At 47.9% G+C, this 13,698-nt stretch carries 14 protein-coding genes; 12 read left to right on the top strand and 2 right to left on the bottom strand.

The features are described from left to right. Window positions 1-269 precede the first annotated feature (269 nt). From HMPREF0673_RS09510 to HMPREF0673_RS14555, 8 genes are all read left to right on the top strand, one after another. Entirely contained in the window at window positions 270-944 is a 675-nt protein-coding gene (locus tag HMPREF0673_RS09510; protein ID WP_007901470.1) for a hypothetical protein, read from the top strand. 45 nt (window positions 945-989) lie between these two features. Next, window positions 990-1,745, top strand: coding sequence for a hypothetical protein (locus tag HMPREF0673_RS09505; protein ID WP_007901469.1), 756 nt, complete (start codon window positions 990-992; stop codon window positions 1,743-1,745). Further along, window positions 1,742-2,236 (top strand): hypothetical protein, encoded by a 495-nt coding sequence (locus HMPREF0673_RS09500; RefSeq protein WP_007901468.1) that lies wholly within the window; start codon window positions 1,742-1,744, stop codon window positions 2,234-2,236. Before HMPREF0673_RS09505 ends, HMPREF0673_RS09500 begins: the two co-directional genes overlap by 4 nt. Continuing rightward, entirely contained in the window at window positions 2,214-2,645 is a 432-nt protein-coding gene (locus HMPREF0673_RS09495) for a hypothetical protein (RefSeq protein ID WP_007901467.1), read from the top strand. The genes HMPREF0673_RS09500 and HMPREF0673_RS09495 overlap by 23 nt, the downstream gene beginning before the upstream one ends. A 57-nt stretch (window positions 2,646-2,702) precedes the next feature. Beyond that, window positions 2,703-3,854, top strand: a complete 1,152-nt coding sequence (locus HMPREF0673_RS09490) for a hypothetical protein (protein WP_007901466.1) — start codon at window positions 2,703-2,705, stop codon at window positions 3,852-3,854. Between the two features lie 229 nt (window positions 3,855-4,083). Further along, window positions 4,084-4,347, top strand: coding sequence for a hypothetical protein (locus HMPREF0673_RS14320; RefSeq protein WP_157591686.1), 264 nt, complete (start codon window positions 4,084-4,086; stop codon window positions 4,345-4,347). After that, window positions 4,334-4,744: an N-acetylmuramoyl-L-alanine amidase gene (locus HMPREF0673_RS09480; protein WP_007901463.1), complete on the top strand. Its 411-nt coding sequence runs from the start codon at window positions 4,334-4,336 to the stop codon at window positions 4,742-4,744. Before HMPREF0673_RS14320 ends, HMPREF0673_RS09480 begins: the two co-directional genes overlap by 14 nt. 10 nt (window positions 4,745-4,754) lie before the next feature. After that, a complete protein-coding gene (locus tag HMPREF0673_RS14555; RefSeq protein WP_007901462.1) occupies window positions 4,755-5,384 on the top strand; it encodes a hypothetical protein in 630 nt (209 codons plus the stop codon). A 170-nt stretch (window positions 5,385-5,554) separates the two neighbouring features. Here the strand turns inward: HMPREF0673_RS14555 and HMPREF0673_RS14310 are convergent, their stop codons facing one another. After that, the gene (locus tag HMPREF0673_RS14310) at window positions 5,555-5,743 is read right to left on the bottom strand and encodes a hypothetical protein (protein WP_007901460.1); all 189 of its coding nucleotides are present in this window, start codon (window positions 5,741-5,743) and stop codon (window positions 5,555-5,557) included. Window positions 5,744-5,935: 192 nt separating this feature from the next. On the opposite strand from HMPREF0673_RS14310, the gene HMPREF0673_RS14305 reads away from it, so the two are divergent. From HMPREF0673_RS14305 to HMPREF0673_RS09460, 4 genes are all read left to right on the top strand, one after another. Then, window positions 5,936-6,277: a hypothetical protein gene (locus HMPREF0673_RS14305; RefSeq protein WP_157591684.1), complete on the top strand. Its 342-nt coding sequence runs from the start codon at window positions 5,936-5,938 to the stop codon at window positions 6,275-6,277. A gap of 3 nt (window positions 6,278-6,280) precedes the next feature. Then, window positions 6,281-6,490, top strand: coding sequence for a hypothetical protein (locus HMPREF0673_RS09470; RefSeq protein WP_007901457.1), 210 nt, complete (start codon window positions 6,281-6,283; stop codon window positions 6,488-6,490). Between the two features lie 691 nt (window positions 6,491-7,181). Further along, on the top strand, window positions 7,182-11,279 hold the full coding sequence (locus HMPREF0673_RS09465) for a phage tail tape measure protein (protein WP_007901456.1): 4,098 nt from the start codon (window positions 7,182-7,184) through the stop codon (window positions 11,277-11,279). A 338-nt stretch (window positions 11,280-11,617) separates the two neighbouring features. Beyond that, window positions 11,618-13,510, top strand: coding sequence for a hypothetical protein (locus tag HMPREF0673_RS09460; RefSeq protein ID WP_245544246.1), 1,893 nt, complete (start codon window positions 11,618-11,620; stop codon window positions 13,508-13,510). Here HMPREF0673_RS09460 and HMPREF0673_RS13905 read toward each other — a convergent pair. Next, window positions 13,499-13,672, bottom strand: a complete 174-nt coding sequence (locus HMPREF0673_RS13905; protein ID WP_374464805.1) for a tyrosine-type recombinase/integrase — start codon at window positions 13,670-13,672, stop codon at window positions 13,499-13,501. The two genes, HMPREF0673_RS09460 and HMPREF0673_RS13905, sit on opposite strands and share 12 nt — an antisense overlap. Between the last annotated feature and the right edge of the window lie 26 nt (window positions 13,673-13,698).

Below are 13,698 nucleotides of genomic sequence, written 5' to 3'. Positions count from 1 at the left end.
ACGAAACACAGGATGGACGTTATGTTCGTGTAAACGTTTCTGCAGGTGATATTTTTGACAAAATCATGTTTGTGCAGAAACCAGAATAAACAATTTGTCTTTTTCCCAACCCAAATGCTTCCGTACTTTCGCAGTATGGAAGCATTTTCACACTTTGATTTTTCATTATATAACGAGATTGATTCTTCTAAAAAAACGACCTCAAACATTTGCTCGTTAAGAAAAAAGTGTTATCTTTGGCGCATTAAAAACCATAAAATCATTCGCTTATGAAGAAACTATTTTTTATCATCTTCCTCATGGTATTCTCGTTTGCGATAACGGCAAACGCCAAGAAGCCGAAAGTCGTATGGCCAAAGGCTGTGCTGACTCTTAAAGACGGTACTGTACTCAACGGCTATTTGCAGAACGACATTCATTTCATGAAAAAGAACATCTATTTCAGTGAAACGCAAGATGGCAAGGACGTAAAATACAAGATAGTAGATATAAAATCCCTTGTGGTGGACAATGCTATGCAAGACGGCAAGAAGCGAACTTTCGTTCTTAATGAAGATGACCCTACATTCCCTTTTATGGCAACTGAAATTTACAAGGGTAAACATGTTACGGGCTATATGCAGCCGTTTGCTTTTGAAAGTTCCACCCACAGCAGGTCGTTTACTGGTATATGGACAAATAATACCGTTTACTTGGGCTGTAGGGCATATCACTATATGGTTGATAGCGGCAAGCATGTTTACTATTGGATGTTATTTGAGGATAAAAAAATTAATTCCAAAAGAGAAAAATATTCTCAAAAGAAACTGTTGAAAAAGATAAAGGATAAATTCAAGGACTATCCTGCCGTCGCTGAAGAAGTGGAAAAGAAAGGACTCACTGCTGAGCAAATCCACGAGGACCCTACCATTCTTCTTGAAATCCTTGACAAGAGTCTGCAATAATCTTTTGTCTTTTCCCCCATACAAATGCTTCCGTACTTTCGCAGTATGGAAGCATTTTTCAATTTATCCCTACCCACTGATTGGCAGTCACTCTCTGACAGCCAACTCTTGTATTTCTTCACACAGTTCTCGCATGATCTGCCAATGGAAGAAATACTCACTCTCTGTTTGTTCAAATGGGCAGACCTAAGAGTGTTGTGCAAGACGCATGACGGCAGCTATCTCGTAAAGCACCGCCAAGCGTCCAAGCAGGAGGCTACGCTCACCATCAGACAAATGCAAGCAGCCACGGCTTCATTGGACTTCTTACGACAATTTGCTCCATTGCCGGTTCGCATCACAAAAATCGGAAGAGCCAAAGCCGTCGAAGCCGACTTCCAGGGCGTGCCGTTCTCGACATTCATATCTGCCGACAACTACTATCAGGGCTTTCTCCACACCAAGAACGAGGATTTGCTTAGCCACCTCGCCACGCTTCTGTACCCAAAGGTAAAGTCGCGTCACCTCACAACAACGCTTTTGCTCAACGCCTTCTATTGGTTCTCGTCGCTGAAGCATTACTTCGCCCGACTATTTCCACATTTCTTGCAGCCGATGCCAGCCGACGAGCAGAACCTACTTGGCTATGCACCGCCCATCGGCGAGATGCTGCGGACTGCCATGAATGCACAGATCCGTGCACTTACTGGTGGAGACATCACCAAAGAGGAAGCAGTGCTCTCGATGGACACATGGCGAGCACTCACAGAACTCGATGCTAAGGCTAAAGAAGTAGAAGACATCAAACGACAAACGAAATGACATACAAGAACATCAATTGGGATGCCACAGCCTTCTTCGCATCCCTCATAGAAACAAACAAGTTCGCAAAGGCCCATGACTTTGTCTTCGCAAAGGTCAGCGGACTCGACGGCTTCGAGGAAGCCTTGCAGCAGCTGCAGTCCGCCACGGCTATCATCGCCGTCAGCGACATAAGCCAAGGCTATATCGAGGTGAACAATAGTCCGCACACTCGAAGAGTGAAGACGGTCTTCCTCGCCATGCGCCACGCCATTGATGATATGGCTGCACGCCAGCTGTGCATGGACACCATGCGCGAGCTGTTCCGACAGTTTATGAGCAAGCTCATCCTCGAAAAGACGAAGCAGGAGCAGCATAATATCTATCTCGACTCTCGCATTTCCTTTCAGGAAATCGACCAATACTTCTTCTCTGGCTGCGCCTGTGCTTTCTTTCAAATAGCCGTTGACACTTATACCGATTTACGTTATGACCCTACAGAATGGCAATGACCCACAACTGCAAGAACGTGAGAAGTTCGTTCTTGCCTTCAACGACACAATGCTCAAAATATGGCGTGAGCAAATGACACTCCTCGGTGTAATCGACACCGGACGTTTGCTCCATAGTCCCAAGTCACTCCCTGTCCGTGCGGATGGTCGTTTCATTGAGTTAGGACTAAGCCAGTCCTTCCTCGAATATGGACTTTGGCAGAACTTCGGTACTGGTAAAGAGATTCCTCGTGGAAACAAGGGCGACATCGGCCGTGAACGCAAGCGCAAAAAGAAACCCTGGTTCAGCCGTAAGTACTACGCTTCCGTCATGAACCTCCGTGACTTCCTCTCCGACAACATCGCTCACGAGTTCGTTGGTGTCGTCGCTCAGGCTCTTGACGACAAGTATGTGCGCTATAATCACTAACAATGTCTTTTCTCCATCTAAAAGTCAGCCATACCTTTGCTAAAAACAAGCAAAAGTATGGCTGACATTTCATCTATCACATCTCTCATCACCTCATTTCGCAGCGAGACGCGCGAAGAGGCTATAACGCCCGAAGTTCTGGGCGCACTGTTGCAGAAAATCGCTGACCTTTTGGGAAAAGCTGCTCTGCAGACGGACGTGAGTCGCCTTGATAATTGGCGCTCGGATCTTGGACGCATCGGCTATGTGCTGACATCGCTCACCATCGGCTCGGACGACCGCAACAACGTGTATTTCACATTGGGAAAGGCGAATCTCTCTACTGGAATCAATCAAATTGCAAACAATTCCATTCTCATCCGCCAAGCCACTACCGAGCGTGCCGGTGTCATGCGTGCGCAGCAGGTGCAGGACTTGAACAAGTGCAAGTCCGAGCTGTCTTCATGCATTGCTTCTATGAATAAGGTGCAGGAGGCTCTTGTGAATTTTCAAAAGGCTACTCAGAGTCTGAGCCTGCGCATTTCAAAGAACAACATTGAAATCGGAAACAACGCTGAAAGCATACAAGTTCTTCAATCTGACCTCAAATCAGTTGCGTCCCAGATAAAATCGTTGCAGACTGACATTCAGAAGTTTGCCACGATGAAGCAAGCTACGCAGATGCACATTGAATGTATCATCACTGACAGTACTCTTGTGATACAGGATGCCTACCGTTATATCCGGCAAGGGCTTACACCGGTCATTTTCCGACACTCGGTGCGTACAAGTCGCAAGCAGGAGGATGAAAACGGTGTGCGTGAGTATCTTCCACGGCGACGTGGCTGGAACCGCTTTTATGACGACCGAAAGATTAGTGTGAATAATGGCGACGAGATTTCTTTCCGACTGGATAAGGAGGGCGACCCGGACAATGGCAAGTATTTTACGAAGCCTAATGTGTTGTTCAGCGACTGCCTTGCTATCATCGACCCCGAAACGCAACAGCTTTTGGAAGTCCGCATTTACTTTGGCAAACGCTCATTTAACATTCTCGGTATCAACCGACATTTCCGCTTCGCCATCGGATTTTACAAGAAGTCTAAAGATTACGGTCCGTTCCAGTTCGGAGAACTCCGAACTAACCTCGCTGAGTTCAAGGTAATTGCAAGAGCTGATAGAGTTGATGGTAGCAACAATTACAAACTCACCTTCAATTTCAGTATGTAAACGAAAAGAGCCATGGTTTCTCCGCAAGGAGGCCACCACAGCTCGGATGCAAAATGGTGTTCGCGACACCACGCTGCCAAAGAGCAATGGTCCAATCGACCACAACTCAATCGCAAAGATAATGCAAATCGAATGCAGAACAACAAGCGTGCTTGATTGTTATGCTGAGATGCAGCTTATCTTATACAAAGATAACCACATCATATTAACTCTCAAAAGACAATTCATTATGACAAAAGAAACTAAGGAAAACGTGCAGATTGTATCTGCCATAGCTATGCTCATCGGTGGATTTCTCCTCGCTGTCGCAGGATTCATCGTACCGCCCACCGGACAGATTCACGAGTCTGTCCTGGGTGTATTCGCAGAGTGTCTTATCTACGCCGGGTCTATCTTCGGTGTCACTATCTACATACAGACTAAGTATGCAGAACTACGCTCGTACCTCGACGACAAGCTGAAACGGAAGGAGGAGAAGAATGCGCAAGATTGATCTCATCATCGTCCATTGCTCTGCCACGCCTGAAGGCAAGGACTTCACCACGGCAGACATCGACCGCTGGCATCGGCAGCGAGGCTTTGCCTCAATCGGATATCACTTCGTCATCTACCGCGACGGCTCTGTGCATCATGGCAGACCGCTCGCACAAGTGGGAGCGCACTGCCAAGGGCACAACGCCCATTCCATAGGAATCTGCTATATCGGTGGCTTGACCACCGACGGCAAACACCCTAAGGATACTCGCACGGAGGAGCAGAAATCCGCATTGGTGGCACTTCTTCGCAAGCTCCGGGTGCAGTTCCCTAATGCCAAAATCCGAGGACATCGCGACTTCGCTGCCAAAGCGTGTCCATCATTCGATGCCACGGCAGAGTATGCCATCATCTAAACCCTACGATATGAAACATATCCTAATCATTATTCTTTGTGCATTTGTACTGTCATGCAAGAGCACAAAGACAGCATCGTCCTCCAATGAAAGTGAGCGAAACGCCGTTTCGCAAGCTCAATGGCGATCCGCTCAGAATCTTTCATTCAGTTCCCTACAGAGGCTTACTGCCCTTTCATTCGATAGCTGCGTCTTCACATTCGGGGGTGTCGACACGTCGGCAACCCCTCAATGTTCCGACCAAAGCTATCCATCGGGCAAGCCCCTGTCCAATGATAAGGCAAAGCCTCCATCTTATCACGGCAAGCCGTCATCTCTCAGGCTCTACGGACTTCACCTTTCCCAAGAGGAAAAGGAGGAGTCCGCAGCTGCACAGCAGGTGGAAGACAGCATCGCAATAGCGAAGCAGTCTTCATCCGACAAGTCGCAGGAAATTATCAAGTCAAGGTCTTCAGTTCCCTTCACGGCAAAGCTCGCTATTGCCGTCCTAATGATGCTAACGGCAGTAGCCGTCTTAATGCTTATCCGTCGCTATCTCGCTGGCAGACGACGACACTTCGGTCACAGGCTCCCGAATTCATTGCCTGGCAGCTCCGGCGGTGCATTGTTCGGTGGCGAGGACAAGCCATTGCATGGCTAAGTGAAATTGTGGGGTGTTCCATTGCGTTCCGTCGCTTTGGGCTTCTGTTGCAAAATAAGTATGCCACTTCCCTGATCCGTACCATGTCTCTTTTTCTCGGATGTGAGGAGGACAAATCGCCTGAAGTCGAATAGTCCTCCATACATTCGAGAAAAGTGCAAGCACACGAGTCACGGTACGGGGTAAGCAACATACACATTTCTCCACGGCAGCCCAAAGCCCCTCCACTTCATTACACGCCCCACAATTTCACGGCTACGCCAGTCCTCGCCACCGAACAATGCACCACCTACGCACATGATTGACGCATCACCCAGCCAAGCAACGCTTGCAGCGAGCTTGTCTGACCTCCTCGTCAATCATCAACACGCAAGCGTCATCCGTCTTCCACGTCATTTCATTCCGTCATTCTTCTCCACATCTGCGATGTCATTCTGTTTTTTGCACATCAAAGATGTCTATCTATCATCATCAAAGGTGAATAGTGTTGCACACCCTTCACCTTTCTTAATAGATACGGACACACGCTCCATTGCATTGCGTATAAGTCCGTGCAGTTTCGATCTATTGTCTATCATCTCGCTTCGCTCAATCTTCTCTTCTTCAGCCGAAAGGCAGTGGCTCTCCACTCCCGTAGCCGTCCGTTATGTGCCACATCCTTTCGTCCACTGTTGCGAAAGGATATTGCGCTACATTCCATTACGTTCTCATTCCAGAGTCTCTCTATGACTCTGCGAGCCATGGAGAAGTCCTACATTACCACTTCATTACATTCCACTTCATACCCATTCGCTTCGGGTAAGGCAGAGCCTTCTGTTTCCTATAAGGCGATACCTTCATGGTTTGGTAAAGCTGCGCTTTCTATTATCTATCAATGCGAGAAAGCCGTCTGACTAATGGCAATCAAGATTGCTATAAGTCTGACAGCACTCTCGCTTATTCAAATAGGTATGGCAGAGGTATGGGATAGAAAAGGTAGTGCGCCTAATGTCGGGCAAGACCGACAGGCGCATTACCTTTTTATCCCTCACCACTGCCGCATTACCGCCCGATGGGTCGGGCGTGGCGTGGTGGCTCGCTTGGTGTGGTGGGCGGTGGTTCAGTAGCACGAAAGAGCGCAGTATGAAGCCGAAACCTTCGCTTTTTCTCGCATATATTGCAACATCCGCAAGCCATTGATGCCCATCCTATACCCAATAGCCTTTCGTGGTACGGCAAGACCCTCGGTTTGCTCGGCTTGGAGGCATAAAGTGCCGAAAAAAGAGCGTTTGACGCATCCGAAACCCTATATTGTGCCGAAACCCGATGCTTTGCCGAAACCTTTTGCTTATTTCAGCCTTATTTGCTCATTCCGAAACCCTCGCTTTTCGTGGAACTTGGAGCGGATGTGCATCAGCGTGAAACCTCGGTTCGCTTTCGTCATCAGCGAAACTTGCAAACCTTTTTCGTCACTTTCTGCCTTTTCGCCTTTTGAAGCAACTAAGGCGGTTTTGCGAATACGAGAAACTAAATATTAACATTTGTTTACATATTCCGCTAAGGTCGGGCGGTCGTAGCCGTCAGCAAGGACAGGGCGGTCGGGGGGTCTTTATCAAGACGGGTTAAGGGAAAATCCCTTAACAATCCCTTAACGGCTTGATACACAAGCCTTTCGTTTTTCTATCGCTTAAATTTCGTCGGTTTTTGTCGGCGCCAGCGTGCCTAAATCGGGCGAAACTGCCTTATTTCTCGTCTTTTGAGTGGTGTTTGAGCGGTGTTATTTTTGCGTATCATTAAACCAATAAAATTGAAAGACGTATGTCGAATATAAACACCAATGCGACCGTTACGCTCACTGTAAACGGAAAACAGGCGGAAGATATGCTCCTGAAACTGAAATCTCAGGCTGCAAACCTCGAAAAAGCCATTGAGAAAGCAGCAGCAACAGGAAACAAACAGCAGCTCACGAAGCTAAAGCGTGAACTGAAGGAAACCAATCGCCAAATCTCGCAGATTGAAAATGCAGCGAAAGGGGTCGAGCATGTTTTGCAACGACTCGATGAAACTTCGCCAAAGGAACTGAACCGCACATTGTCACAGCTGAAGCGTAACCTTAATGGGCTTGAACGTGGAAGCGAAGAGTGGAACAGACAATGTGAGGCTATCAAGCGTGTAAAGGCGGAGATTGCCAAAGTGAACTCGCAGTTGCGAGAGAATGAGAGTCTGTGGGAACGGATGAACCGAAAGTTGAACGACTGGCAGACGGCTCTTGCCGGCATTGCTGCTGCCATCACGGGTATTATCATGGCTGGACGCTCGGCGGTGAACGCTTTTGCGGATATGGACCAGGAGATGGCGAATGTGCGCAAGTTTACCGGAATGAACGCTGCGCAGGTGGAGCAGCTGAATGAGGACTTCCAGAAGATTGACACCAGAACGGGGCGTGAGGAATTGAATAAGTTGGCGCAGGAGGCGGGTCGATTGGGCAAAACTTCGCAGGAGGATGTCTTGGGCTTCGTGAAAGCTGCCGACCAAATCAATGTGGCTTTGGACGACCTCGGTGATGGGGCTACGCTGACTCTTTCAAAATTGACAAACATCTTCGGTGACGAGGAACGACTCGGCACGGAGAAGGCTCTGCTTGCCGTGGGTTCCGTTATTAATGAGTTGTCACAGAACTGCACGGCTTCTGCTCCTTATCTCGCAAACTTCACACAGCGCATGGCTGGCGTGGGTGCCCAGGCGAAGATGACTATCCCGGAAATCATGGGCTTCGCTGCGGTGCTGGATAGCCAGGGACAGGCGGTGGAGATGTCGGCAACTGCGGTTTCCAAAGTCATTATGGATATGTTCAAGGAGAACGACAAGATAATAAAGGCTACGGGACTTAATGCTAAGGAGTTCAACGAAACGCTGAAGAAGAGCACTAACGAGGGACTTCTTATGTTGCTGGATCGTTTTCACGAACTCGGCAACATCGACGTACTGGCTCCAGTCTTCAAGGATATGGGCGAGAATGGTGCTCGTGCTGCGCAGGTGATTTCGGCTCTTGCTGGCAACCTCGATATGGTGCGGTGGGAGCAGGAGGAAGCTACTAAGGCGTTTGCGGAGGGTACATCGGTCACAAATGAGTTCAATGTGCAGAACAGTACGGTGCAGGCAGGACTTGACAAGGCTCGCAAGGGTGTGACGGAGATGGCGGTGGCACTCGGTGAGCAGTTGCAGCCTATAATGAAGCATGTCATCTCTTCCACCACGTTGTTGTTGAAGTTCATGTCTACTTCTATCACGTTCATCAAGGAGAACGCTTTTACTTTGGCTTCGCTGACTGCTGCTTTCATTGCCTATAAGATTGCGGTGAACGCTTCAAACATTGCCTTCAAGGCGCATTATGCGTGGCTCGTCATTTCCAAGGCTGCGACTACGGCATACAAGACCACGGTCGCCACATTGCACGCTGCACACCTTTTGTTACAGATGGGGCTCGCCAAATTGCAGGGCAACTGGGTGCGACAGTCATGGCTGATGTCGGACCTCAAAAAGCAGGGTGCTCTGCTCGCATCGGGCTATGGTGCGATAGCAGTCGGAGTCATTGCTCTCGGTGCGGTTCTTTATAAGCTATACAAGAAGATGACAGAGGTGTCGCAAGCAGAAAAGGACTTGCAGGAGATACGCAAGCGTGGGCAGGAGGGCATCATTGACGAGAAGAACAAGATTGATGCGCTTATTGCGGTGGCTCGCGATGAAACGCAGTCGCTGAAGGACAGACACACGGCGATTGATGCGCTCAACAAGATTATCCCGAACTATAATGCCCAGTTGGATGATACTACAGGCAAGTATAAGGAGAACAAGAAGGCTCTTGATGATTACTTGAAGTCGTTGACTCGCAAGTATGAGATTGAGGGTGCTAAGGATAAGTTGCGTGATATAGGAAAGCAGCGCGTCGACCTTAATCTGGAAAAGCAGAGGCAGGAGCGTGTCGTTGCCATGGATGAGATGGAGGCAAGGACGGAAACGGTTATGCCTGGTCAGGAGGGAAAGGTGGTGCAGTTGGGTGTCAACTCGTTGCGTGCCTCGAACAGACGTGCGCTTGCCAAGACAAAGGAGGACCTGGCGGAACTCGACCAGCGTGAGGCGAACATCTTAGGCATATATGGCGAAGACATCAAGAAGGATGCGCTCAATGAAGCGAAGAAAGAACAGAAGCAGGAACAGCAGACACAGAACCCTCCATACACGCCTCCTAAGACGGACAAGAAGACGAAGACTGAGGATGTGCTGAAACCGCAAAAGGACTGGAAAACCAGGGAGCAAGCTCTCAACCGCATTGCGTATGCCAAAGGTGAGAAGGACTTCGAGGAGTACACGAACCGCATGACGGAGATTGATATGGAGTACAATCAAAAGGTTATGGCTAATGGCAAAGCTACGAGTGAACAGAAGCTGGAAGCGGAAGCATCATACTATGAGGCAAAGAAGAAACTCGCTGATGACAAGAACACGCAATCGGCTAAGCAGGAGAACGACTACTACAATGAGCTTGTTGCTACGGAGAAACAGCGGTATATTGATGGCAAGGTCGACCAAAAAACGTTTGATGATGCGCTTGAACTCATGGAGTTGGAGCATCTGCGTCGTTTGACGAAGGTCTACACGGACGGTTCTAAGGAACAGCTGCAAGCGCAGAAGAATTATCAAAATAAGCTCGTTGAAAACCAAAAGCGTAATCAGAAGACCGTTGAGGACAACGAGAAGAAGCATCAGAAAGAGCTTGCCAAAATTAAAGAGGACTACTTCGGGGATAACAAGTCGGAGAAGAAAGAGAAATACACCAAAGATAGTGCTGCCCTCGATGAGGTTTTCAAACAGGAGATAAAGGCTGCTGGCGACGATGCTAATGAGAAGTTGCGTATCGAGGAAGCGTATCAAAAGGCAAAGGTGGCATTGGCGAAGAAGTACGGCCAAGAGTATAACGACACGAGTAAGAACTTCCTCGAAAATATGACGGAGGACATCACGGAGTGGCTGAACTCGGACCTCGGACAGGCGGTGCAAGGGTCTTTTGACACGCTGACATCGGGCATGTCTTCAATATTTTCGGGCATGACTTCGCTCATTCAGGCGGAACTGGAGATACAGACTGCTGCCATCGAGAAGCGGTATGACAAGGAGATATCGCAAGCGGAGGGCAACAACTACAAGGTGAAGAAGCTCGAGGAGCAGAAGCAGAAGGAGCTGGCAAAGAAAAAGAACGAGGCAAACAAAAAGATGTTTGCAATGCAGGTCATTCAAGCGGTGGCGCAGACGGCACAGAACGCCATCTCGGCGTATGGCTCGGCAGCGGCAATTCCGCTTGTGGGTTATATCCTGGCACCAGTGGCTGCTGCAATGGCGGTGGCTGCAGGAGCTATTCAGATTGCTGCTATCAAAAAGCAGCAGCAAGCGAGTGAAAGCCAGGGCTATGCAAAGGGTGGCTTCACTCCGAAAGGTTCCAAGTTCCAAGAGGTGGGCGTGGTTCATGCCGGGGAATGGGTGGCATCGCAGGAGATGCTTGCCAACCCGGTTGCGCGTCCCATCATCAACGCCCTGGACTATGCGCAGCGGACTAACACCATCGGATCCTTACGAGCCGATGATGTGAGCCGGACTATTGCGCCAGTAGCATATAGCACGCCACAACAGCAACAGCCTATCATCGTGCAGCAGCAGCCGGACGGACTGGCTACGGCTGCAATCGTGCAGAACACAAAGGCTATGCAGAGTTATGCCGATACGATGAAGCAGTTGGAGAAGCGATTGAGCGAGCCGTTTGTCACGGTGAACACGGTCACGGGTGACACTGGCATCAAGCAAGCGCAGGACGAGTATGACACACTAATCCGTAACAAGACACCAAAGAGTAGGAGAAAGTGAGTAACCTCTGGTTAATGGTGAGCCTCGCCAATTGTCATTACATACATAGCAATAAATAAGAATATTAGGAGCAAAATCCATGTGGCAAGCGATATGTATGATAAAGTGGCAAGTGTTCGTCTTGCAGACTTACCTTTCACATATCTACTTAAAATATACAGTACGACACTACTTGCAATAAGAAATATGAGCAAGTGTGGAAAATCGAAATTCCAATAGTCAATAAAGACAAGACTTGCAACAAAAAGTGTCAAACTTGCGAATATTATAATTAGTGTATGTTTCATTTTGCAAAAGTAATAAAAATGGAAATAATAATCAATGGCAAACAAGCTTTTTTGAAGAAGAACACTTCGTTTGACTTCATCTTCGAGAACCGTCTGTTTACGGGTAGCGACAGCTACACCTTGACAATCACGTTTCCACTAAAGGGATGCGCCCGAAATATAGCCATCTTCGGGCACATCCACAGAGCGGATGTTATCAAGTCAAAGGTGGTATTTGACTGCGACATCCGTGACGGCGCCTTCCTGAAGTCTGGCTCCATCACAATAACGGAAATATCGGACGTGGAAGTAAAAACGCAGTTCCTGGAGGGGCGCAGCGAGCAGAACTTTAACGAAACGTTTGACGATATCTATCTCAATGAAATGGATTTGGGATATCCTACCAAGCGCGATAATCTTATAGCAGCAGAAGCGTTCAAACCATATCCAACGAACAACTGGGTGCCGTTGCCGTGGGTAAACAACTATTCCGGCAATCTGCAGAATGCTGTTACCACATCTGTCCATTTCATCACTGGCTTCGAGAATGTCAAAAGTACTCTTTCGTTCCAGCCATACTTATTGTATATCTTGAAGCGTATTTGTTCGCAATTGGGGTATGAGGCGAACTTTGCTGAACTGGAGCAATCGCAATATAAATATCTCTTGATTTGCAATACGCTTCCGGCTGCATGGGCTGCGTGGAACTTTGCCATTGCATTGCCTCATTGGACATTGAACGAGTTTTTTGAGCATCTTGAAAACTTCCTTTTCGGAGATTTTGATATCAACCATAAGGCTAAGCGCATCGAGTTTCATTTCTCTAATAGTCTGGCAAAATCGGCAGGAGAGGTAATCTTAAACAAGGTCTTGGACTCTTACACAACAGAGGTGTCGCAAGAAGATGAAAGCAAGTACATCGCTTCGGCTAACTTGAAATACGCTGATAATGATGCGCTTCTGTGGTCATATTACTCGTGCGACTGGTTTATAAGAGCCAACAAGTCAAAGGCTTTGGTCTATGATACATTTCGGGAATTGATTGACAAGGCTATGACGTTGAAGATTAGCGGTTATTACAAGTCTACGGGGCATAGCGGACATGGATACAGCGAGTCTTTCAGCCGTGGCTATCCAGTTGGAAGTGACGGAAACAGACTGTTTTATTGCAAGGAGATTGATACCTATTTTATAATGTACTGCTACAAATCAGAATTTGTCAGCAAGCATAATGGCATGAAGTGGTACAAGTATTATAACCGTCTGATGCCTGTAAATCAGTTCGGAGATTATTTTGTTGATAATGATGCTGACGATATTGAACTGAAAATCGTTCCTGCATGGATAGAGGGTACTGACGACAAGTATGGCAATTGTATGTTTCTCGACTGCGGAGAGTTGGGCAGTAGAGAAACATGGACTATATCGGAAGATGGTACAGGCTCTTCTGGCTCTGCATCTTCTGGCATCTACATAGGACAAAGACCGAACAATGAAGGGCAATTATCATCGGTACGCTATCACGATGATGTCGACTATGATGCAGGAGACTTGGCACAAGGCACTGCAAGCTATGTGATTGGCAAAGGAGAAACCGAGAAGTCATCTGCATATTTTGATGTTATATATGTCGGCTTTTGGAGTGGACATTATCTTTTCGGCGGTAATCAGCCACATCCTATAATAGATAAGGTAGAGGTTACTGACTCGTTTGGGTATAACAGAACTCAATTCACCTTGCGATTGAAAGACGGCATAGCCAATTCTATGCGCTTGTCAATGCACAAGATTGATGGAAAGCAGAAGTTCCATTTCTCTTTCCTCTCTGACACAATACCCAATCCTCGTGCATTATTCTACATACGTGGACAGAGGTATATATGCGAAAAAATAACTGCCACCTTCCATGAGTCGGGAAAGTCGCAGTTACTAAAGGGAATATTCTATCGTGTCTTAGCTGATTGAACGCTGCAGGGCTGTGGCATGGCGCTCGATGGTGGTGCGCAGCACCTTGGCATAAATCTGTGTGGTTTTGATGTCCTGGTGCCCAAGCATACGAGCCACATTCTCTATAGGCACGTCGTGAGCCAATGCCATCGTAGCGAAGGAGTGGCGAGCCACGTGCACAATTTAAGCAAAAGCAACGGAAAGTG

The organism is Leyella stercorea DSM 18206 (genome assembly GCF_000235885.1).
Lineage (GTDB): Bacteria > Bacteroidota > Bacteroidia > Bacteroidales > Bacteroidaceae > Prevotella > Prevotella stercorea.
This window is presented reverse-complemented; position numbering and strand designations above follow the sequence as displayed.